Origin of the sequence: Protofrankia sp. Cas3 (genome assembly GCF_963555955.1) — a bacterium.
Classification (GTDB): Bacteria; Actinomycetota; Actinomycetes; order Frankiales; family Frankiaceae; genus Protofrankia.
Genome location: NZ_CAUVXP010000100.1, coordinates 1 through 22000 on the forward strand (window position 1 = coordinate 1; position 22000 = coordinate 22000).

Here is a 22000-nt window from a genome sequence, read left to right on the forward strand (position 1 = left end):
AGGAAATGATCATTGTGCACGGAGCGAACTTCTACCCCGAAGACGTGGAGGGAATCGTCCGCGACATCCCCGGAGTGTTCAAGCGCCGCTGCGTGGCGGTCGCGGAACGAAACGGCGACGGCGACGGCAACGGCGACGGCGCGGAACTGATGACGCTGCTCGCGGAGACAAGTCTGGAGGACCCGACCGCCCGGGACCTGCTCGCAGCCGACCTGCGCGCGCAGGTCATCGCCACGCTCGGCCTGTCCGACCTGGCAGTGCGCCTGGTGGCGCCCAGTTCGCTCCCGCGTACGTCGAGCGGGAAGTTCCAACGCCTGGCCGTCCGCGAGCAGGTGCGCCACGCCACGGCCTGACGCCGCGGGGCCGGCCGCGCCGATCCGGCATGACCAAGCCCACGTGCTCAAGCCCCGCGACCAAACCCAGGTGATCAAGCCAGCGTGATCAAGACCGAGGGAACCCGATGCACAGCTATGACGTCTTCCGGCAGTATGAGCGGCACCAGTGGCGGCTCACCGACCTCCCACTCGACCAGATCGATCGCGACCTGGTGCATCCCGACCACGTCGCGATGGCCCGCAGCGCGGTGATGGGCGAGGCGAACTCGATCGCGGCCCAGCACGGCTTCCTCAACGAATTCGTCGACGACTACGACTTCTCGGCCTTCGTGGCGATCTGGGGATACCAGGAGCTCCAGCACCACTACGCCTTCCGGGCCTGGCTTGCGGCCCTCGACGTCCCCGTCGACACCGCCCCGGTCGACGCGATGCGTGAACCGTACGCTCCCGGTACCACACCGGCCGCCACCCTGGCCACTAACATCGTCTCGGAACTGACGGTGAACCACGTCTACCGGGCACTGTCGGACTGGGTCACCGAACCGGTACTGAGAACAATCATGCGTACCGCCAGCCGTGACGAGGCCGCACACGCCCGTGAGTTCATCCACTTCACCCGTCAGCGGCTGGCGGCGCACCCGGACGAACTGCCGTCGGTTCTTGAGACGCTGCACGTCTACACCTCTGACGCGCGGATCAAGCATCCGGTGAGCGTCTTCAAGAGCGAGCTACCCGAACTTCTCGGCCACGAGACGATCGACACCGGGTTCGAGTTCTTCCTGCAGCAGGTTGCCGGGGACGGCGAGCTCGACCGCCTCCAGGTGAAGATCCGCCGGGCCTTCGGCACCCTGACCGGTCTGGACCTCGGCAGCGGCGCCCGCATCCGGCGGGCCCTGGCTGACTCGCTGGCATGACGCTCGCTGGCATGACGCTCGCAGGCATGACGCTCGCAGGCATGAACCAGCCACCCCCATCCCCCGAAGGAGCACTGATGTCCGTCAGCCATGAGCAGATCGTCGCCACGGTCACCGGGATCGTGACCGAGGAACTGGGCCTTGCCGCCGCCGGCGTGGCCCCGTCCGCCGACCTGCGGTCGATGCAGGGCGCGGACTCGGTCAAGGTCCTCCGGATGATCGCCAGGATCGAGCGGCACTACGACGTCGAGCTGGATGACGAGGACGTCTTCGGTCTCTCGTCCATCAACGACGTCGCGCTGGTGGTCGCGGGTGCCCTCGCGCTGGATCCAGCGTGACGGCGACCACGGCGACCAACGCGGCTGCCGCCCTCGCCGACACCAACCAGCACTACGACCTCGATCCGGAGATCTTCGGCCTGTTCCTGGACTCCTCCCGTAAGTACAGCTCCGGCCTGTACCGATCACCGTCGGACACACTCGCGCAGGCCCAGGTCAACAAGCTGCACTTCGTCGCGCAACGCCTCGGTCTGCGCGGCGGCGAGCAGCTGCTCGACGTCGGTTGCGGCTGGGGTTCGCTGCTGTTGTTCATGGCCGGTGAATACCGGTGCCAGACAGTCGGAATCAGCCCGGCGGGACGCCAGCACGAGTACATCCGTAACCGTTCCCACGAGCTCGGGGTGGCCGAGCGAGTCACCACCGTGCAGGGGCACTTCGAGGAGACCGACTTTCCCGCCGGCGGCTTCGATGCGGTGACGATGCTCGGATCGATCGTGCACATGCCTGATCTGACCGCTGCGTTCAGTCGGGCACGGGCGCTGCTCCGGCGCGGCGGCACCCTGTACGTGTCGGAGAGCTGCTTTCGTAACACGGCCGCCCACACCACGTTCCACCAGCGCGCCGGCACCCGGTTCGTCGGCGACGCCATCTTCGGCTGGGGAGACCTGCGGCCGGTGTCCGAGCTGGTCCGCGGTGCCGAGGACGCCGGCTTCTCCCTGACCAGCCTCGACGACCTGACCGGGGACTACCGGCAGACGATCGACGACTGGCTGACCAACGTCCGCGCCGCCACCGCCGACATCGAACAGATCAAACCCGGTCTGGCGGCCCAGCTCGAACGCTACCTGGAAATCGCCAACGCGGGATGGGGATACACCACCAAGCACTACGCCCTGACGTGTCGGAAAGCCCGATGACCCCGTCAGGAGAAACGATGGCCGTCATGGACCCGACCGGCACCCCGCCTGCGTCCCGGCGGGAGGCAAGCCCGCTGCTACCCGCGGCCGACATCGAGCAGGCGGTGACGTCGTTCATGGCCGCCGCACCGACCGCGCGCCGTTTCGATGTCGAGACCGACTTCAGCTGGGACGCTGCGGACTGCGGGATGCTGACCGACGGGCAGCGGTCCGCGGTCCGCTTCATCACTATGATCGAGGACCACCTGCCCGGCTACTTCGCCCTCTACAACCAGCGCTTTCCACTGGACGACCAGGTCAGCCCCGAGGACTTCGTGCGCAACCGGGAGCTCTACCACTTCACGGTCCGCTGGGCGCAGGAAGAAGACAGCCACGCCCGCGCTCTTTTCCGCTACCAGGTAGCGTCCGGACTCGCCGAGCCCGAACAGCTGCGCCTGGAGCTTGCCGCGGAAGGACGACAGCCGTTCACTCTGCCCTACGAGCATCCGGCCTCGTACTTCGCTTACACCCTCGTACAGGAGAAAGCGACCCAGCTCTACTACCAGGGGCTACGCGCCGTTGTCACCGACGAGGTCCTACGGGAAATCCTGAACCGGCTCGGCCGGGACGAGGCCCGGCACTTCACGTTCATGGCTGACATGGTGGAACGTTACCTGCGCACCTACGGCGATGCCGCAGTGGAACCGATCCGGGACGTGATAGCGCAATTCCGGATGCCCTTGGCAGACACGATCAAGGGCTACTGGCGCTGGGCGCTGCGGATCGCAGACACCGCGCGTTACGATCATACCGACGCCTACGAACACCTGATCCGGGTGATAAACCACGCAGTCGATGCCCGCTCGGATCGTGTGAACGAGCTAACCCAGTTCATCGCTGCCTGCCGCACCACCACTTAGAGCCTGTCCGCTGGATCTTCCTTCCGACCCGCCACGCCCGGGCTGCCGGCTGGGACCGACCGAATCATGCCACCCATCGTACCCGACAGGTTCGCGATGGGAGATGGAAGCGGACCGCGCCCACGAGGTAGTCATCCCACCGGCTCCTGTGGGCATAATCGTCGGCCGCGGCCGCGCTCTCGAACAGAATCGCCACCTCGGCGACACTGGACCGGTCGTTACCGGCGAAGCGGACAGCGGCGTATAACGGCTGGTCCGCCGTCGGCCCCGGCGGCGGATGCGCCGCCGGATGCGCCGCCGGCTTCGGATGCGGCTTCGGATGCGGCTCTGTGCTCATCGGCAACCCTCCCGATCGCTTGCCCGCCTGAGGCAACTGCGACAATCGATGAGCGGCCCGACGGCGTCATGCCTGTCCCACCGCCAGCGCACGTTCTGCCCATCACCCAACAGTCAACATTGCGGCCATGGCAGAATTCAGCACCTGTACCGGGCAGATTCCGAGCGCAACGCCGGCACAAAACCGGGTACGGGAACACGTAGAAGGCTGGTAGCTGGCAGGAAACTGGCAGGAAACTGGCAGGAGCTGGTACCGAGGACGGTCCGCGCAGGTCACATGGAAGGGAACGACCGAACCATCCGATGGACACCGCCACTGTGCAACAGATTCACCACCAGCTCGTGCGGATACTCCGCCGCGGAGGCCGGCCCGCCGAGCTCATCACGTACACGCCGGAGTTCATCGACCTGGTCTGGCCCGCCGAGGTGGGCATGCCCCGCCAGACACTCCACGACCGCGCGATCCACACGCATCGCCTGCTCACCGCGGCCGTCGCAGCCCTGGACAAGCCGCACAGCGAAGCTACCGGGATCATGCTGTGTCTGTGGCCGGGCACCCTCGCCCTCACCCTCGACCAGCGCCGCGAACGAGCCGCCCGCCTCTTCGGCGTCCAACCGGGTACGTTCCGCCGGCCGGCCCACGAGGGGCACCTCCTGCTCAATCTTTCCCTGGAGATCTACCTACGCGTGCGGGACCGTCACGACCGGCGGCGGACGCACCCCACTGCGGAACACGGTGGCGTCCTCTGAGTAGCAGTTAAATAACAGCGTGCTACCAATCCGGTAGAATCACCAGACAGACGACCTGGACAACTGGTAGCTACCGTTCACGCGGGGATTGCCAGGACGGCGTAGAGCGACCACTATCGTCGCGTGCTATCCCATGACGAGGTGCTTGCCATCACCGACCCGGTCGAGCGGGCCGTCGTAGCAAACGATCTGATCTGGACCAACTGCGACCGACGTACATCATTGCGCACTGTACGTAGCCAGGCGCTTCGCGAAGCAGTTGAGTCCGGCCGGACAAGCCAGGAGATCGCAGAGCGGCTGCGCGTGACCGAAAATGACCTCACCTGGATGACCAACGGCACCGTGTCGACCCCGCGGGTCAGCGTCCGGGCAACCTGACCCCGGCCCAGGTCACGGACCGGTGGTCGACACCGGTAGAACACCACCATCGATCGCACTCCATCCACCGCTTCGCGCTGCACGGGGACCCCGCTGTCCTCCGCCTTGCCGACCGCCTTCTTGATTATCGTGCACATCGACCACTATCCACCGGACAGGCCCTAGTCGTCGCCACGCAATCGGTCGGTTCCGACCTGGGGTGGGTCCGGCCGCCGGGCCGCCGGCCGGCGCAGCAGAACGAGCGAAAAGCCGTAGATGGCCAGGTAGCTGAACACCGCGGCAAGCGCAAGCGGGTCCAGCGACCCGGCAAAGGCAAAGGCAACCAGCAACAGGACGCCGCTGCCCAGCCCGATGAAAACAGATCGCGGTATATTTATGATAAACGAGCCAGAACGTCCGGGCACCATTTTATGCCGTTCCTGGAACAAAGCCGTCTCCGGTCGCGTGGCAGCACGGGCAAAAGCGGCACATCCACAGTCCAGCCAGGCCGCCGACGGCCCTGCGGAACACCGTGGACACACCTGGCTTCATATACCCCCTGGCCCGGCCGAAAAGCCTGTGAGCCCGATTCAGATCTCCTGTCCGAGCCGCCAGGCACGTTTTTCTTCGACACTGCGGAGCATACCGCGACGTGATGGTTACACACCGCATCGTCGCCGTGAAAAACGGTGGTCACGGCAATCATGCCAATAATTTCAATCCGGACATCGCCGTCGCGGCAATGCCGATGAATCGGGATGACGAGCGTCAGCTCGTCACCGACCGCCGTCCGCAGGCGGCGGCTTCGATGCCGGCGACGGGGATGTCGTGGCAGGCGGCGCCGGCGCCGACGCCGGCGCCGTTGCGCTGGGAGCCGGGGTCGCCGTGGCCGGATCAGATTCCGGCTTCTGGGTCGACGCGACCGGCGCCGGTGTTGGTGCCGTCGCCGGCGCTCCCGCATGGTCCGTGCCGCTGGTGGCCGACCCGCCCGCAGCCGCGTCGGTGCTGGTGGCAGGCTGGGTGCCGGATGCGACCGGCTCATCGGCACGCGGCGTCAGTGCTGCGGCCGGGGCGAGCGCGATGCCCGGCGGAGCGTCGATGACCGAGGCCGCCACATCAGCTGCGGTGGCCGGCGGGACCGCGGCGTTGCCATACGGCGACGCGCCCACCACCACAGCGGCGATACCGGTGCTGGGCGGAGCGGCCTGCGTGCCGTCCGCGGTCACATAACTGATCGTCCCGCCCAGGACGGCGCCGATCACAGATGTCGCCAGAAAGACAGTTCCAAACATTCGCCCGGTTCCGTCGACCATCAGGGTCGATCGCTTCATCACAATGCTCTCCTAGCTGACCGAAGGCGATATGATCATGCCCCTCTTCGCGGAGGCGACAGAATGATCGATCCTACCGGTATACCATCGACACCCACGATGCGGGCGATGTCGGGCGGGCCGGCCAACGTCGCCGGAACACCGAGGAGCGAGCTTTCGGTACTATCCGCCCCGGATTCCCGGAGCAGCCCGTCGAGGGAATCATAAACACCATATAACGGAATTTCGTGCCCGCTTTTCCAGGCCACCTTCGGGCAATACATCGGTCGATTGTCCGGCGTCGGTGGCACTCCCGGCCGGCCTTGCGATCAGCGCAGGATCACACCCACTGATCTGTCACGGGCGCCATATTTTCTCCGCTGTCTTCTGCGGATGACAGCGGTCGGTGCCGCCGTGGCAATAGCAGGGCGCTGTCCCCGAACTCGTGCCAAAGGTAGCGCTCACCGACCGCCTCCTGGTAGGCCCGCCCCACGAGATCCGCGCCGGCAACCGCCTCCAGCAGGAGCAGGTGCGAGGCGCCCGGAGCATGCCAGCCGGTGACGAGGCCGCTGACAACCCGGGCCGGACGCTCCGGCCCGAGTACCAGATCCGTCCACCCCTGCCCGGCCCGCACCGTGCCGTCGGGCCGTGCGACCGTCTCCAGCGCACGGGTGACCGTCGTGCCCAGCGCGACGACCCGCCGGCCCGCCGTCCTGGTCAGGTTGACCAGCCGCGCGGTCGACGGCGGAACACGAAACGGTTCGGCCGACGGCGGTTCACCCTCCTGCGGTGAGGACACGCCGGTGTGCAGGGTCACCGGAGCCATCGATATTCCGGCAGCGATCAGGGACGTGACCAGTTCGGTTGTGAAGGGTCGCCCCGCACTGGGCATCTCCGCGCTGCCCGGGTCGTGGGCGAACACCGTCTGGTAGGACTCCAACGGCCACCGACCGGTCACGTAGCTATACGTGATGGGCCGGCCGTGCGTGGCCAGGAAAGCGCTTACGCCTCCTTCGACGTCAACCTGTGCCCGCCACAGCCGGTTACCCGCGACGCCGCCATCCACGCTGGCAACCTCGGAGCAGGGAGCCACAAGTGTCAGGGACGCGCCCGCGGGCAGGCTGACCTTCTCGTCTGCGACCGCGTCCCTGACCGGCCCCGTCGCCGGTCCCGGCGGGCGGAGTTCCACCACCCAGGAGCCATCGTCCAGAGCAGTGGAGAAGTGGACCACGACCGCTGCGCCTCCTGTCCACCCGTCACGCCCCGCTCCCGTGCGCCCCTCACGCCGACCGTCAACGGCTGCGGCCAGCGTTGCGGAGGTATTGACGACAATGAGATCGCCGGGTTCGAGAAAGTCGGTCAGATCGGCGAAGCGGGCATGACGTACTCCCAGCTCGTCCGCAACCAGCAGTCGGACGCCGTCGCGCCGCAGACCTCGTGCTTCGGGCGGCATGGTCGCGCTTGCCTGCGCCGGCAGCACGAACCGCGTCCGGGCGACGGGACGCTCCGTCATCACGACACCGGCCCGACCGCGGTGTCAACCGCGGCAGTGTCACCCACAGCGGTGGCGACACTCACAGCGGTGCCGTCCCTCACAGCGGTGCCGTCCCTCACAGCGGTGCCGTCCCTCACAGCGGTGCTGTCCCTCACGCGGTAACGGCCGCTGGCCGGACGCTCGTCGACCAGCCGTAGCAAAGCCGGTACAACGGTCTCCGGCGCGGGCCGGTCGCTGATGTCCTCCCCCGGGAATGCCTGCTGATGCAGCTGTGTGCGCATGTCGCCGGGATCGAAGGAATAGGCGCGCAACGACGGCCGCTCGACGGCGAGCACCGCGGTCAGCTGGTCCAGCGCGGCCTTCGCCGAACCGTACCCGCCCCAACCCGGGTACGCCTCGACGGCCGCGTCCGAGCTGACGTTCACGATGCTGCCGGCGCTTTCGGCCAGCAACGGGAGCATGAGCTGCACCAGCGCCAGCGGCGCGAACACGTTGACGTCGTAGACACGCGCCAGCTCGTCGAAGGGGTAATCGGCAAGCTCGGGCTGCGGACTCGGCCCCAGCACGCTCGCATTGTTGACAAGCAGATCGAGGCGGCCGTGCTGGTGCACGGCGGCGGCGAGAGCCGTCCGGTGTCGCGGATCCGCGACGTCGCCGGGGATGGTCGTGACTGTGACGTTGGGACTGGTGACGTTGGGACTGGTGACGTTGGGACGGGTGACGGCGACCGTCAGCTCCCCGGCCACTGTCTGCAGGGCGTCGGCGCCCCGCGCGTCGATGACGAGCGACCAGCCCCGGGCGGCGAGTGCCCGGGCGGTTGCCCGACCAAGCCCGCGGGATGCTCCGGTAACGAGTGCGACCGGCATGAGGTCTCCTTTTGCCGTGGCAGCAACTGAACGCCATACTGGTAGTTGAAGTTAGCTTTAAGTCAAGAGATCCGATCGGGTCGACACCCGGATCCAGGGAGGCACCGATGCTGTCCACGGACCTGCTCACGGTCGGCGAGGTCGCTCGGCGCAGTGGCTTCGCAGCGTCGGCACTGCGCTACTACGAACGTGAGGGGCTCCTCAGCGCCGCACGCACGTCCGGTGGGCAGCGCCGGTACGAACGTCACATTCTGCGCCGGCTCGCCTTCATCCGCGCCGCACGCAACGTCGGCCTCAGCCTCGACGAGGTAGCCGCGGCGCTGGCGGAGCTACCCGGTGGCCGAACGCCCACCAAGGCGGACTGGACAAAGCTGTCCCGCGGTTGGCGCACACGTCTCGACGACCAGATCACCGCGCTGACAGCCCTACGCGACGGGCTTGACTCCTGCATCGGTTGCGGATGCCTCTCCCTGCAACTGTGCGCGATGTCCAACCCGGCCGACGTCGCGGCACGCAAAGGTCCCGGCGCCGCCTACCTACCCGCCCGCCTGCGCGAGCCGACCGAGCCGGCTCGGCATCCGCATCCGCATCCGCAGCGGCCGTAGTCGTAGTCGTAGTCGTAGTCGTAGCGGCCGTAGTCGTGGCCGCGGCGAAACCTCAGTCGATCCCGGTCCCCGGCCCGTCCCCCGTCCCTGGCTCGGCCGCCTCTCAAGGATGTGATTCTGGTGCTGGTGGAGCAGCATGAGATCCACATCATTCGGCTCTGAGGTGAGGATTACCGGTGGGGCGGGGTGGCGCTGCTCGTCGGTGGCGTGGGCGTGGGCGTGGGCGTGGGCGTGGGCACCACGATGGTCATCTCCGTGCTGGACCGGCGCGCCGAGATCGGCCTACGCCGTGCGCTGGACGCCACCCACGGGCGCCTACGGGCGCCTACGGGCGCCTACGGGCGCACCTGTACCCGCAGTGACAGCCTCAGGCGAAGGCGGACAACGCGCGTCGGGCGTAGTCCGCCACGGGCAGGGTCGCCAGCAGGTCCGACGACACCCAGCGGACGTCATCGGTGGAGCCCGCGACCTCCGGGCGGGGTTCGCCGTCGAACAGCGAGACACGATAGATCATCCGGATCGTGTGCACCCGTACCCGGCTGGGCAGCACCGAGACGTCGGACAGGACGGCGCGCAGCGCGGCGGCCCGCACCGTCAGGCCGGTCTCCTCGACGAACTCACGGGCCAGGCCGTCCTCGGGGTCCTCACCGAAGCCGAGCCCGCCGCCGGGCAGGAACCACTGGCCGGCCAGGTGCGTGCTCGGCGCGGCCCGCACCAGCAGAACGCGTCCGTCGCCGTCCCGGCAGAGGCCATAGGCGGCGATCCGCTGCCGCCCGCCGGTCTCAGCCGGATGACCGTCGGCATCGGCATCGGCATCGGCATGGGCATGGGCATCGACATGGCCGGCGGCGTCGGCATGGGCGTCGGCGCCCGGCAACACCGTCACCGAGAACCACAGGGGCAGTGACGACGACACGGGGGATACAAACGGTCATGAGCCTGCACGCCTTCGACAGTATTTCCTCCGGGAGGACCCCTGCGGACCACCGCAACATCGGCGGTGTGGTGTGCGCCATGCGGGTCGGTCACGGCTCCGGTTCGGCGTCCTCCTTGGCCACAGGAGGACCATCGAAGGGCGGGGTCGTCCACCACGGATAGAAGGTGGGCAGGTCACGGTTGGTGCGCAGGGTGAAGGCGGGCGGCCGCTTCTCCCGGAACGCCGCCACTCCCTCACCGACGTCGGCCAGCTGGCCGAGCGCGAGCAGAGCTTGGGACTCCAGCCGGTTCGCCTCGACGGGATGGTCCGCGTCGAGGAGCTTCCACATCAGCTGTCGGGTGAGCGCCACCGACACCGCCGAGGTGTTTCGAGCGATCTCAATGGCGATCTCCCGGGCCCGGGGCAGCACGTCAGCCGCGGGCACGAGCTGGTGGACGAGACCGGCGTCCAACGCCTCGGCGGCGGGGAAGATCCGCCCGGTAACGGCCCATTCGACCGCCCGTGAGATCCCGACGATCCGCGGCAGGAAGAAACTCGCACACGACTCCGGGACGATGCCCCGCCGGGTGAAGGGCAGCCCGAAGCGGGCGTCGTCCGCGGCGATACGCACATCCATCGGGAGGATCATGGTGATGCCGATCCCGACCGCGGTCCCGTTCACCGCGGCGATCACCGGTTTGGGTAGGTCGTAGATCAGCAGGGACAACTCCCCACCGACATCCCTGGTCCCGCCGCGCAGTGGCTTGAATTTCGTCGACGAGGCGTCGTACCCGTCACCGCTGGACAGGTCGGTGCCGGCCGAGAAGAAGCGCCCGCTGCTTCCGGTGACCACGACCGCCCGCACGTCATCGTCCGCGCCGACCCGGGTGAAAGCGTCGATCAGTTCGTCGAGGACCCGGTAGGTGACGGTGTTGCGCTGCTCGGGACGGTTGAGGGTGATGGTCGCGACGTTCTCCTCGACCGCGTACAGGATCTGCTGGTAGTCCACCGCATCACTCTCCAGTGAAGGTCGGCGTTCGCTTGTCCACGAACGCGCGCATGGCCTCTGCCGAGTCGGCCGTCATGGAGGCCAGGATCTGGGTCCGGTTCTCCAGCTCGATTGCCGAGTCGAACCCCGCCTCAAGGTTGGCCCACATGATTTTCTTGGTCATCGCCACGGCGAAGGGGCTGTTGGCGCAGATGGCCCCGGCGGTGTCCAGCGCGCGGTCGAGCAGGTCCGCGTCGTCGACCACCTGGGAAACAAGACCGATACGATCGGCCTCGGCCGCGTCCACGGGGCGGCCGGTCAGCATGATCTCGAAGGCGCGCGACGAACCGACACAGCGGGGCAGATGGTAACTGATACCACACTCCCCCGCGGACAATCCGATCTTGACAGCGGCGACGTGGAAGCGGGCCGACGCGGCGGCCAGCCGCACGTCCGCGGCGAGCGCCAGGGCCATCCCGGCACCGGCCGCGGCGCCGTTGACCGCGGCGACCACCGGCTGGGGAATCGTGCGGATCGCCCGTACCATCGCGGCGAAGCGCTCCTGCCCACGCAGCCGCTCGGCCGGCCCCCGAGATCGCGCCATTTTGCTCTGGACGTGGCCGGCGAGGTCCAGCCCGGCGCAGAAGGCGCGGCCGGCCCCGGTGAGTACGATCACTCTCGCCCGCTCGTCCGCCCCGAGCTGCGTGAACGTGTCAGACAGCCGTCCGACCATGTCGAAGGTGAGGGCGTTGAGCCGCTCAGGCCGGGCCAGGGTGACCTGGGCGATCGACGGGCGCGGCCAACTCACGACGACCGGCCTGTCGGCGCCGTCCGGTCCGACGCCACCCGGTTCACGGCCACCCGGTTCACGGCCACCCGGCTCAACATCACCCGGTCCGCTGGTCATTGCGCCTCCTGTGTCCCCGTCGTCGGTGTCGTTGTGGGACCGGCGATACCATACATCTCTATCATTCAGATTAGTCAGCCATAAAACAGGGCCATCGTAACGAGGAGACACCCATGACCGGTCCGCTTGCAGGCGTGCGGGTGCTGGAGATGGCCGGTCTGGGCCCGGCCCCGTTCGGGGCGATGCTGCTCGCCGACATGGGCGCGGACGTCGTCCGAGTGGATCGACTCAGACGAGGCACCGCCGGCGGCGACTACGAGAAGAGCCGGCAGGCCGCCGATCCCCGCCGATATGCCCTGGACCGCGGCCGGCGGTCGGTTGCCCTCGACCTGAAGAACCCCGCCGGGATCGAGACACTGCTCACGCTGCTCGCGACCGCGGACGTGCTGGTCGAGGGGTTCCGGCCCGGCGTCATGGAACGACTGGGCCTCGGGCCCGAGGTCTGCCTGGCCCGCAACCCCCGGCTGGTCTACGCCCGGATGACCGGCTGGGGACAGGACGGCCCACTCGCCCACACCGCCGGCCATGACATCACCTATATCGCGCTCGCCGGTGCCCTGAACAACTTCCGGCGGCACGGGGAGCGACCGGTACCGCCGCTCAGCCTTGTCGGCGACTTCGGCGGCGGTGGGATGCTGCTCGCCTTCGGCGTGGTCTGCGCTCTGCTGGAGGCACGCGCCTCCGGGCACGGGCAGGTCGTGGACGCGGCCATGGTGGACGGCACCGCGCTGCTCACCACACTTTTTCACGGCCTGCTTGCGCAGGGACGCTGGCGCGACGAACCCGGCACGAACTTCGCCGACACCGGCGCCCCCTACTACGAGGTGTACGAAACCGCCGATGGCAGGTATGTCGCGGTCGGCGCGCTGGAAGGCCCGTTCTACAACGAGCTGATCAACCTTATGGGCCTGTCCGCGGACGAACTGCCCTCGCGGGACGACCCGACGCACTGGCCGGCACTCAAGGAGCGCTTCGCCGCGGTGTTCCGCACCCGGACCCGCGACGAGTGGGCCGACCTGCTGCTGGCCACCGACTCCTGTGTCGCACCGGTGCTGTCGTTCACCGAGGCTCCGCGACATCCGCACCTCGCGGAGCGTGGCACCTTCATCGAGCGCGACGGTGTGGTGCAGCCCGCGCCGGCACCGCGCTTCAGCCGTACGCCGGCGGAACTCGGCGCCGTGCCGCCACTGCCCGGCGAGCAGACCTCCGAGGTGCTCACCGGCTGGGGTTTCACACCGGAGGAGGTCGCGAAGCTGGTCGATGCCGGGGTCGTCGGCGGGACCGCTGCGGGCTGACCAGGTCAGGCGGCCGCCCGCCGGAACCCACGATCCGGCGGTCGAACACATCCGCGACCGTGACGAGAAGCACTGGGAATGTGGTAGCAAGCTGTAACATTCTGGCAAGATACTGGCCTGTTCCGTTCCCTTTGCTGATGCGCATCCGAGGTCTCGTGGTTGACTGTCGAGCCGTGTCGACACCGCCGTCCGATCCTGGGCGGACCAGCCACGACCTTCCACGCGACCACCTGGTCCCCGTGCGCAGGTCAGGCGACCGCGCGACCGCAGACCGCGCGACCGCAGACCGCGCGACCGCAGACCGCACAGCCGGCGACCGCACAGCCGACGACTCCGGCCGGTCAGCCACCTGTGACGCGCGATCGTCCACGGACGCCGACGCTCTCGATCACCTACTGCTCGCACTGGACGCCGCGCAGGTAGGTGTCTGGGAGTGGGATATCGTCGACGCAACGCTACGGTGGGATCGGCGCACCGGGGAGCTGCATGGCATCGAGCTGGACTCGTTCGGCGGCACGCTGGAGGCGTTCCTGGCCCTCGTCCACCCCGACGACGTGCCGAACCTGCAGGCCCGGATCGCCACGGCGCTGGCGACCGGTGGCTTCATCCTCGAGGAGTACCGGGTGATACGCCCGGACGGTTCACCGGTCTGGCTACAGTGGCGTGGCCGGGCCATCACCGACACCTCCGGTCAGATTGTCCGTATCGCCGGAGTCTGCGCCGACACCACCGAACTACGGAGTGGGCGCGAGCAGGCCGGCCGCGCGATGCAACATGTCAGCGACGGGGTGGCGGTCTACGACTGCGGCGGCCGGTTCGTGTTCGTCAACGCGGTCGCGAGTCGGCTGTTCGGCCGTGACCCCTCCGAGCTGATCGGGATGCCGATGTGGGAGGTGTATCCGGAGGTCGTCGGCTCCGCATTCGAACAGCTCTACCTGCGGGCCCTGCGGACGCAGGTCCCGGCGGAGACCGAGGGGTACTACGGGCCGCTGGCCGGCTGTTTCGAGATCCGGCTGTTCCCCGCCCCCGATGGTATGACCGTGTACTTCCGTAACGTCGACGAGCGCCGACGCGCGGAGGCGCAGCGCGCGGAGCTGATCACCTCGCTGTCGTCTGCGCTGGACCGTGCCCGCAAGCTTTTCGACGTGACCGCGGCGCTCGGCCAGGCACTGACCGTCCCAGACGTCGCCGACGTCATGGCCCGTTCGGCGCGTCACGACCTCGGTGCCGACATTGCAGCAATCATGCTGGTCGGCGAGGAAGGCCGGATACGCATGGTCAGCCCGACGACGCAGTCCGACCGCGTCAACCACGTCCTGGAGCGGGTCTCCGGCCGGGCAACCGCGGCCACCCCGGAGGTCCTGCGCACCGCCCGTGCCCGCTTCGACGCGTCCCGCGCGGATTACCTGGCCGACTATCCGCACGTCCGCACCCTCCTTGAGGTTGCTCTGCTGGCCGGCATGGCACATATTCCCATGATTATTTCGGGGCGACCGATCGGCGTCATCCTGCTCGGCTGGACCACCGATCAGACCTTCGATGCTGATGAGCGGGCCTTCCTGACCACCCTGGCCGGCACCTGCGCCCACGCGATCGAACGTGCGCGCCTGTACGAGCGACAGCGTTCAGTAACTGAAGCACTCCAACAGGCGATCCTGCCGCGGCACCTACCGAACGTCGCCGGCGTGGAACTCACCGCGCGTTACCTGCCGGCGGGCCGGGACGTCGACGTCGGTGGCGACTGGTACGACGCTCTGACGCTCCCGGACGGCTCACTCATGCTGATCGTCGGCGACGTCGGTGGCCACGGACTGCGTGCCGCCACGGTGATGGCCGAGTTGAAGCACGCGGCACGCGCCTATGCCATGCTGGGCCAGACCCCGGCCGCGATCACCGGTCAGCTGTCGGCCAGCCTCACGACGTCCGACGCGGAGGTCTACGCCACCGCGGTAGTCGCCTGCCTCAACGTGACCGACCAACTGCTGACCTGGTCATGTGCGGGGCATCCGCCACCGCTGCTCCTTGACGGCGCCACCCCGACCTTTCTGGAGGAGGTCCACGGCCCGATCCTCGGCGCCGTGGACGATCTGGTCTACCGACAGGACACCGTGACTCTGCCGGCACGCGCACGCCTGCTGCTCTACAGCGACGGGCTGATCGAACGCCGGGACACATCCATCTCAGAGCGACTCGACTTCCTGTCTGCCGTTGCCGCCGGCTCCCACGCCATGGGCCTGGACGCGGCGTGCGACCGGCTGCTGGCCGACGTCGCCGGGCCCAGCGGCAGAGAGGACGACCTCTGCCTGCTCGCCGCGGACCTCCTCGGCGATCGATGATCTCCCCGACACCGCCGTGAGGTGTCAGGCGCTGGCGGCGCAAGGGCCAAAGGGTGCGCGACGATCGTCAGATCGCGCGCCCGGAGGCCGCAGTCCCCGGGCGCTAAAGTGTGAGTCATGATCGGTAGCAGACTCACGTCCGTGACGGTCGAGGGTTACACATCAATCCGCTCTGCGCGCGTCGAACTCGGGCGGCTGAACGTCCTGGTCGGACCCAACGGCGCAGGCAAGAGCAACTTCGTCAATGCGTTGGAACTACTCGGACGCATCGCCAATGATAATCTACAGCTGTTCGTCGGTCTACGCGGCGGCGCTGCCACACTGCTCCATGGCGGTACCAAGGGTAAGGCTGCGATCAGCCTTCGCGTGGAGTCCCCACCTGACAGTTACGAGGCGCGACTCGTGCCGGGCGCGCGGGACGACTTCGTCTTCGACAGCGAGACGATCTCCTCCGCCGACTCGGCAGCTGCCGTGTCTACCACTTCCATGACACAAGCCGTACCGCGCCGGTCAAGCTGTTCGCCGACTCCGCGGACAACGTCACGCTCGCCCCAGACGCGGCCAATCTGGCGGCCTTCCTACTAGGCCTGTCAGTTTCCAGGCAGCGTGCCTACCAGCGCATCGTACGCGCGATCCGCCAGGTGGCTCCTTTCTTCCGCGACTTTGTACTTGTGGAGGAAAAGCAAGGCGTGCGGCTACGATAGCGTCAGGTGGGACTCGATAAGGTCCTTGGCCCCGAGGCATTCTCGGACGGAACACTTCGGTTCGTCTGCCTGGCTACGTTGCTGTTGCAGCCGGAACCACCACTCATCGTCGTCCTCGACGAACCGGAACTCGGCCTCCACCCCTTCGCTCTGGTCCAGCTCGCCGGGATGCTCCAAGCTGTTAGCACATTCAGCCAGGTTGTCGTCGCCACCCAGTCAGTCCCGCTGATCGACCAGTTCAATCTCGATGAGATCATCATCGTCGAGCGCGAGGATGGCGCGTCCACCTTCCACCGGCCGGACCCGAACCGGCTCACAGCCTGGCTGGACGACTATTCGCTGGGAGACCTGTGGCGTAGAACCTGCTCGGCGGCGTGCCAGGTCGCGAGCAGGCCTGATCGGATGCGATCTCTCTACCTTCTCGCCGAGGGACACACCGAGTTCGTCATCATCGGCCAGGTGCTCGAGCCGTTTCTGGTAGCTGCGGGCTTCCATGTACGGAAATCAATCATTACCACCAGGCGAATGGCGAGCGGACCAGCGAAACGCGGCGGAGTAACCTCCTGGAACCGCCTGGAAAACGAGATCCGGCGGGTTCTTCAGGACCCCACCATCGACGTCGTAACCACAATGATCGACTACTACGGCTTACCGCAGGACGCGCCGGGCATGTCGACCCGACCAGATGCATCTGCCCACGAGGGGGTGACATACGTGGAGACTGAGATCGAACGTAAGATTGGGGATCCACGCTTCGCCCCCCATGTCGTGCTGCACGAGATCGAATCCTGGGTTCTCGCGGCTGCGCCTCAGCTCGGTGATCTCGTCGGAGACAGTCGGGTCGCCCGCCGGCTCGCAAGAATTGTTGATGACCACGGCGGGCCGGAACTGGTTGATGATGGCGTCACCACCGCTCCTTCCAAGCGGATCCGTCTCACGGCCTTGGTTCGATCATGTGTGTCGCAACCCACGATCCTGCCAGGGCCGCCCTACGGGGCGGGTGCCCCCCGCGACGGCACGCGAAGGCCCGGCCCGGTGAGGCGGTACGGCCCAGGGCCGCTGTGGGGCCGGGTCAACGGCGATGTGTCACTGCCGGGTCCCGAGACGGACAACACGGAACCTTCAACCGTGATCTCACTGCGAGTGACCTTAAATTCCAAGCTGATTCGGGCTGAATGTTTGCGTCAGCTGGTGACGTCCCACAGCCGGATTGTGCTGTCTTCGCTGACGGTGGCGAGGACTTTGCCGTCAGGGCTGAACGCCACGCTGTAGATCTGGCCGGTGTGGCCCGTGAGCGTCTTGGTGGTCTGGCCGGTGACCACGTTCCACAGCCGGGCAGTGGTATCGTTGCCGCCACTCGCGAGGACCTTGCCGTCGGGGCTGAACGCCACGCTGTAGATCTGGCCGGTGTGGCCCGTGAGCGTAGCGATAGTCTTGCCGGTAGCAAGATCATACAGCAGCACCCGGTTGCGGTCAGCAGCGCTGGCGAGAGTCGTGCCATCCGGGCTGAACGCCACGTTGGTAGCGCCATCCGTCAGCGTGCTGGCGAGCTGGCCGGTGGCCACGTTCCACAGCCGCACCGACTCCTGGCTGCCGCTGGCAAGGGTTTTACCGTCGGGGCTGAAAGCGACGCCGTAAACATAGTTGGTGTTACCGGTGAAGGTGGTGGTGACCTGGCCGGTGGCAACGTTCCACAGCCGCACCGGCCCGTTGGCGCTACCGGTGGCGAGAACATTGCCGTCGGTGGGGCTGACCGCTATAGCGGTCACCTGGTCCGTCAAGTTGGCGAAGCTTCCGGTGGCCTTGGCCGTGGCAACGTTCCACACCCGCACGGTGAAGTCCTCGCCGGCCGTGACGAGGGTCCTGCCGTCAGGGCTGAACGCCACGGCGAACACGCCACCGGTGTGACCGGTGAAGGTCGCGGTGACCTGGCCTGTGGCAACGTTCCACAGCCGCACAGTCTTGTCCGCGCTACCGGTGGCGAGAGTTCTGCCGTCGGGACTGAACGCCACTGTCGTGACCCGGGCGGTGTGACCGGTGAGCACGCTCGGGTGCTGGTTACCAGGGCCGGACACCTGGGTCGCCGAGGCGCTGGCGTTTTGGTTGCCGGGGTCGGGCGCCTGAGTCGCCGAGGCGCCCGCGGTGGAATTGACTGCGCTCCCCGACGATCCGCCGCATCCTGCCAGGACGACTACCGCAACGCCAGTCACGAATATCACGGCCATCAGCCTTGACGAATCGCTTCCCACAGCACCTGTCATAGTGACGATAACCTTTCCTTCGATGATCATTCACGGAGCCATCGATTATGATTCGTTTCGACGGATCACAGGTAGAAGATGGTCCATTCCTGCAAGAATTGGGTTCGCAGCCCAATTCGAGGAGAGGAGGCGGACCATCGGACGCGAAGCGTACCACCGGCTTTGCGACTCTTCACAATAGGCCGGAATTCGCATTCATGGGACTACCGAATGCGAGGTGGTCGACAACCTGCCCTCCATTCGGGCGGGCCACCTGCCACCGCGCTCACCGCACCCAGACATCACGGCGCAGTTCGTCAGCCGTGGTGGACGTGCCACCACCAGGCCGCGGCGACGAGCAGGATGTAGGCGCCGACCACCACGAACCCGAAAGCCGGTGCCCGGGTGACCGTGCCACGTGGCGACAGCACAGGATCGGCGCTCCCGCCCACGCCCCCATTCGCATCCGCACCAGACGCACCAGACGCACCAGACCGCGCACGCAACGTCATCATCATGGCGCCGGTCCGCTCGGCCTGTTCCCGACGTCCGGGAGACTCCCCCACCGGTGCGAACGGCCCGACCGCCACCACCGTGGCCGGCTCCCAGGCCAGCACAAGCCGGTCACCGACGAGTCGAGCACCATGCAGGCACTCCCAGGCGACGCTGTGGGCGACCATCGCGCCGCGAATGGTCAACCGATCATCGTCGAGGACCACGCGGCGGCCGACGGCGAACAGGCCGTTGGCCAGCAGAATGCCCCCGAGCCACGCGGCGGGCAGGACGTCCAGCCCGAGCAGGACGGCGATCGGCGCGCCGAGCAGTCCGCCGCCCAGCGCTGCCGCGCCGGCCGCCCGGTATCTGCCCGGCCCGCGTACGACCGCGGGCAGGTCGAGCACGCCCGCATCGTCGCTCGCCGGTACCGGGCGGCCGGGCAGGCCATATGCGCTGTCGTCCGAACCCGATCCGGTCCGGGCTACCCGGGAGGTGCGGCCGCCTCGCACGAAGCGCCACCAGGTGCCCGGCGGCGAGCGGAACGTCCGCAGCGGAGCGGTGGGCAGCAGAACGTCATCGCAGACCGACTCTGCGGCGGCCGGCTCGCCGAGAACAGAATCACTGCCGGCAGAATCACCGATGACAAAGGCCGGCCAGGCGTCATCGTGCATCCCGCCGACCAGCGTGGCGACGTGCGCGGTGACATCCTCGCTGACCTCGCCCCGCCAGGCCCGCCCGAAGGCCCGCTCATCGGCCCATCCACCGGGAGCACCGAATTGACCAGATCCGGCAGGCTCGGACTCGGCCGTCCCAGCCGCCCAGCGAACGGGGACGACCGCGAGCGGCCGTTCGCCGCGCACATCGTCCGCGGCGTAGACGAGCGCGGCACCACGCTCATCCGTCATGATCCTGACCTGGACGCCACGGTGCCGACCGGTCACCAGACGGCGGCGCGCACGCCATCCGACGAACTCCCGCGACGTCAACGCGAGCGCGGCCGCGCCGGCACCGAACGCCCCGGCCGCCCACCCGCTCGGGTCATCCGGTTCGGCCACGAGGCGAACCCAGTCGGGATCACCCGGATCGGTCAGGACCCGCACGGACGAACCGGTCGGGTACCTACCGGCGTCGGACACAACCACGGTGTGTCGTAACCCCGACGCAAGAACCACTGTGATCCGTCCATCGCCCACCGCGACGATCTGGACGCTCTCTACGCCGGCCACGGCGACATGATCGTCCTCAACGGCGCTCAGGTGGTCGTACCAGGCATACAGCCCGACCGCCACCGCAGTGAGCGCGGCCGCGGCCAGTAGTCGGGATCGCCGGGGGCCGCCCGGGCGAACCCGCGGCAGGGTCACGGGCATGCCGGCCGGCTGATCGAAGACAGCCCGCTGGGTCGTCCGGACCCGCGCCAGCCAGGCGGCGACCACACCGCAGGCCACGCCATACGCGGCAAAGGCGACCCGAGCGGAACCGTTGGTGTCGACGAGGACATCCGCGGTGCCGAACACGATCCCGGCGGCGGCGCCGGCTACCGGGGACCACCACAGCAGCACCGGAACGCCCAGCAGGGATGCACCGAACAGGGCCGAGCCCAGATCCGGCCCGCAGCTGTCCGGGTCGGTGGCTGAGCATGCGGGACCATTGCCGACCGTCGCGGCCAGGACCACGACGAACCACGCGCAGATCAACGCGGGAAGCACCCAGGCAGGGATCCGTGCAGCCCACCAGCTGGCAGCCCGACGCCCGTCCAGCGAGGCCGCCCGCAGGTTCGTTGACAAGTCCGTGCCCTCCGTACAACCCCGCGCGCCGGTGCGAGGAGTCAGCCGCTGAACATACGCCTCCCCCATGCAGCGCCTTCGGCGCGGCACGGGGACCCCGGGCTCGATGGCGGGCCGCCATCCACAACCACGCAATCGCCTTCGGCGATCACGCTCCACCAACAACCCCACCAGAACCCTCGGCGCGGCACGGGGACTGACGGCACGGGTACTGACGGCTCGGTCACCAGCATGACCGGCAACCGGGTCTCGGACCGTCGCAGCCGTACGGTCTTTGGGAACGATGTGAATCTGGTGTTGTGGCAGGAGCATCAGATTCACATCGTTAAGAGCGCCTGGCAGTAGCGGCGTGACAACCCGTGAGCGGAGGATGATGCCTGCACGATCAGAACCCACGGCGGCCGGTGACGCCGAACTGCGGCGTGGGCTGCAGCGGATGCGAATGATCGCGACCGGCCTGCTGGCCTTCGTCGTGATCATCTATGTCGTGTTCTGGCGGTGGGAGACCAGCGGCGGGCCACCGTGGGCCGCCTATGTCCGGGCCGCCGCGGAAGCGGGTGCGGTGGGCGCCCTGGCCGACTGGTTCGCCGTGACCGCACTGTTCCGCCGGCCGCTGGGCCTGCCCATCCCGCATACGGCGATCATCCCGAACCGCAAGAACGACCTGGGGCGAAGCCTCGAACGCTTCGTCGCCGAGAACTTCCTGGCCGAGCCGGTGATCCGCGACAAAATCGCGGGCCTGGGGGTGGCCATGCGGATCGGGACCTGGCTCGGTGGACCCGGCCATGCCGAACGGATCACCGCGGAGGCATCCACCCGGCTGGTCGTGGCGCTCGCGGGCATCCGGGACGAAGTGATGGTGGAAGTGGTCGAAAAAACCATCCTGGCCCGGGTCATGGACCGCCCGTGGGCCCCGGCCGCAGGCACGGCGCTGGACCGCATTGTAGACAACGGACTACACCACCGTCTCGTCGACCTGGTTGCCGTCCAGGTGGAGACCTGGCTGCGCAACAACCCGGAAATCATGCTACAGATAGTGACCGACCAGGCCCCGTCATGGTCACCGCGCTTCGTGGATGAGGCGATCGCGGCCCGCGCCTACGCCGAAGCGCTGCGGTTCACCGGGGAGGTCCGCGCGGATCCGAACCACCGGCTGCGCCTGGCCCTGGACGACTTTCTGACCCGGTTCGCCGAGCAGCTGCGCACCGACCCGGGCACTGCCGAGCGGGTGGAGAAGTTCAAGGAACGTGTCCGCAACCACCCGGATGTCGAC

Annotated in this window: 22 protein-coding genes and 1 pseudogene; 14 read left to right on the forward strand and 9 right to left on the reverse strand. The window is 67.8% G+C overall.

The window, feature by feature from the left end; translation table 11 throughout:
• From U9983_RS17715 to U9983_RS17735, 5 genes and pseudogenes are all read left to right on the forward strand, one after another.
• A pseudogene (locus U9983_RS17715) lies at positions 1-353 on the forward strand (AMP-dependent synthetase); the annotation flags it as partial.
• A gap of 107 nt (positions 354-460) precedes the next feature.
• Complete coding sequence (locus U9983_RS17720) at positions 461-1249, forward strand: ferritin-like domain-containing protein (RefSeq protein WP_322755100.1); 789 nt, start codon at positions 461-463, stop codon at positions 1247-1249.
• Between the two features lie 77 nt (positions 1250-1326).
• The gene (locus U9983_RS17725; RefSeq protein ID WP_322750791.1) at positions 1327-1587 is read left to right on the forward strand and encodes an acyl carrier protein; all 261 of its coding nucleotides are present in this window, start codon (positions 1327-1329) and stop codon (positions 1585-1587) included.
• On the forward strand, positions 1584-2444 hold the full coding sequence (locus U9983_RS17730; RefSeq protein WP_322755101.1) for an SAM-dependent methyltransferase: 861 nt from the start codon (positions 1584-1586) through the stop codon (positions 2442-2444). Before U9983_RS17725 ends, U9983_RS17730 begins: the two co-directional genes overlap by 4 nt.
• A 17-nt stretch (positions 2445-2461) precedes the next feature.
• Positions 2462-3343: an acyl-ACP desaturase gene (locus U9983_RS17735; protein WP_322755102.1), complete on the forward strand. Its 882-nt coding sequence runs from the start codon at positions 2462-2464 to the stop codon at positions 3341-3343.
• 64 nt (positions 3344-3407) lie between these two features.
• Here U9983_RS17735 and U9983_RS17740 read toward each other — a convergent pair whose 3' ends face one another.
• Positions 3408-3680 (reverse strand): hypothetical protein, encoded by a 273-nt coding sequence (locus U9983_RS17740; protein WP_322755103.1) that lies wholly within the window; start codon positions 3678-3680, stop codon positions 3408-3410.
• A gap of 302 nt (positions 3681-3982) precedes the next feature.
• Here U9983_RS17740 and U9983_RS17745 point away from each other — a divergent pair, with 302 nt between their 5' ends.
• Complete coding sequence (locus U9983_RS17745) at positions 3983-4429, forward strand: hypothetical protein (RefSeq protein ID WP_322755104.1); 447 nt, start codon at positions 3983-3985, stop codon at positions 4427-4429.
• A 123-nt stretch (positions 4430-4552) separates the two neighbouring features.
• Positions 4553-4807, forward strand: a complete 255-nt coding sequence (locus U9983_RS17750) for a hypothetical protein (RefSeq protein ID WP_322750786.1) — start codon at positions 4553-4555, stop codon at positions 4805-4807.
• 161 nt (positions 4808-4968) lie between these two features.
• On the opposite strand, the gene U9983_RS17755 is transcribed toward U9983_RS17750, so the two are convergent.
• Positions 4969-5136 carry a hypothetical protein gene (locus U9983_RS17755; RefSeq protein WP_322755105.1) on the reverse strand — a complete coding sequence of 56 codons (168 nt, stop codon included), beginning with the start codon at positions 5134-5136 and terminating at the stop codon, positions 4969-4971.
• A 478-nt stretch (positions 5137-5614) separates the two neighbouring features.
• Between U9983_RS17755 and U9983_RS17760 the strand changes: the two genes are divergently transcribed.
• Positions 5615-6016, forward strand: coding sequence for a hypothetical protein (locus U9983_RS17760; protein ID WP_322755106.1), 402 nt, complete (start codon positions 5615-5617; stop codon positions 6014-6016).
• A 420-nt stretch (positions 6017-6436) separates the two neighbouring features.
• On the opposite strand, the gene U9983_RS17765 is transcribed toward U9983_RS17760, so the two are convergent.
• Positions 6437-7609, reverse strand: a complete 1173-nt coding sequence (locus U9983_RS17765) for an S-adenosylmethionine:tRNA ribosyltransferase-isomerase (RefSeq protein ID WP_322755107.1) — start codon at positions 7607-7609, stop codon at positions 6437-6439.
• The gene (locus U9983_RS17770) at positions 7609-8457 is read right to left on the reverse strand and encodes an SDR family NAD(P)-dependent oxidoreductase (RefSeq protein WP_322755108.1); all 849 of its coding nucleotides are present in this window, start codon (positions 8455-8457) and stop codon (positions 7609-7611) included. Before U9983_RS17770 ends, U9983_RS17765 begins: the two co-directional genes overlap by 1 nt.
• A 107-nt stretch (positions 8458-8564) precedes the next feature.
• On the opposite strand from U9983_RS17770, the gene soxR reads away from it, so the two are divergent.
• On the forward strand, positions 8565-9062 hold the full coding sequence (soxR, locus tag U9983_RS17775; protein WP_322755109.1) for a redox-sensitive transcriptional activator SoxR: 498 nt from the start codon (positions 8565-8567) through the stop codon (positions 9060-9062).
• A 367-nt stretch (positions 9063-9429) separates the two neighbouring features.
• Here soxR and U9983_RS17780 read toward each other — a convergent pair whose 3' ends face one another.
• From U9983_RS17780 to U9983_RS17790, 3 genes are all read right to left on the reverse strand, one after another.
• Entirely contained in the window at positions 9430-9948 is a 519-nt protein-coding gene (locus tag U9983_RS17780) for an NUDIX hydrolase (protein WP_322755110.1), read from the reverse strand.
• Positions 9949-10087: 139 nt separating this feature from the next.
• On the reverse strand, positions 10088-10987 hold the full coding sequence (locus tag U9983_RS17785; RefSeq protein WP_322755111.1) for an enoyl-CoA hydratase-related protein: 900 nt from the start codon (positions 10985-10987) through the stop codon (positions 10088-10090).
• 4 nt (positions 10988-10991) lie between these two features.
• Positions 10992-11873, reverse strand: a complete 882-nt coding sequence (locus tag U9983_RS17790; RefSeq protein WP_322755112.1) for an enoyl-CoA hydratase/isomerase family protein — start codon at positions 11871-11873, stop codon at positions 10992-10994.
• Between the two features lie 113 nt (positions 11874-11986).
• Here U9983_RS17790 and U9983_RS17795 point away from each other — a divergent pair, with 113 nt between their 5' ends.
• The 4 genes from U9983_RS17795 to U9983_RS17810 all read left to right on the forward strand — a co-directional run bounded on the left by U9983_RS17795 (position 11987) and on the right by U9983_RS17810 (position 17480).
• Positions 11987-13168, forward strand: coding sequence for a CaiB/BaiF CoA-transferase family protein (locus tag U9983_RS17795; RefSeq protein ID WP_322755113.1), 1182 nt, complete (start codon positions 11987-11989; stop codon positions 13166-13168).
• 173 nt (positions 13169-13341) lie between these two features.
• A complete protein-coding gene (locus U9983_RS17800; protein WP_322755114.1) occupies positions 13342-15504 on the forward strand; it encodes a SpoIIE family protein phosphatase in 2163 nt (720 codons plus the stop codon).
• A 117-nt stretch (positions 15505-15621) separates the two neighbouring features.
• Positions 15622-16089, forward strand: a complete 468-nt coding sequence (locus U9983_RS17805; protein ID WP_322755115.1) for an AAA family ATPase — start codon at positions 15622-15624, stop codon at positions 16087-16089.
• A gap of 125 nt (positions 16090-16214) precedes the next feature.
• Positions 16215-17480, forward strand: coding sequence for a DUF4276 family protein (locus tag U9983_RS17810; protein WP_322755116.1), 1266 nt, complete (start codon positions 16215-16217; stop codon positions 17478-17480).
• On the opposite strand, the gene U9983_RS17815 is transcribed toward U9983_RS17810, so the two are convergent.
• Together U9983_RS17815 and U9983_RS17820 are read right to left on the reverse strand one after the other, a co-directional pair.
• Positions 17393-18427: a WD40 repeat domain-containing protein gene (locus tag U9983_RS17815; protein WP_322755117.1), complete on the reverse strand. Its 1035-nt coding sequence runs from the start codon at positions 18425-18427 to the stop codon at positions 17393-17395. The genes U9983_RS17810 and U9983_RS17815 overlap by 88 nt on opposite strands.
• Before the next feature lie 338 nt (positions 18428-18765).
• Positions 18766-20727, reverse strand: a complete 1962-nt coding sequence (locus U9983_RS17820) for a hypothetical protein (protein WP_322755118.1) — start codon at positions 20725-20727, stop codon at positions 18766-18768.
• A gap of 370 nt (positions 20728-21097) precedes the next feature.
• Here U9983_RS17820 and U9983_RS17825 point away from each other — a divergent pair.
• The coding region (locus U9983_RS17825; protein ID WP_322755119.1) for a DUF445 domain-containing protein at positions 21098-22000 on the forward strand (903 nt) is incomplete at its 3' end.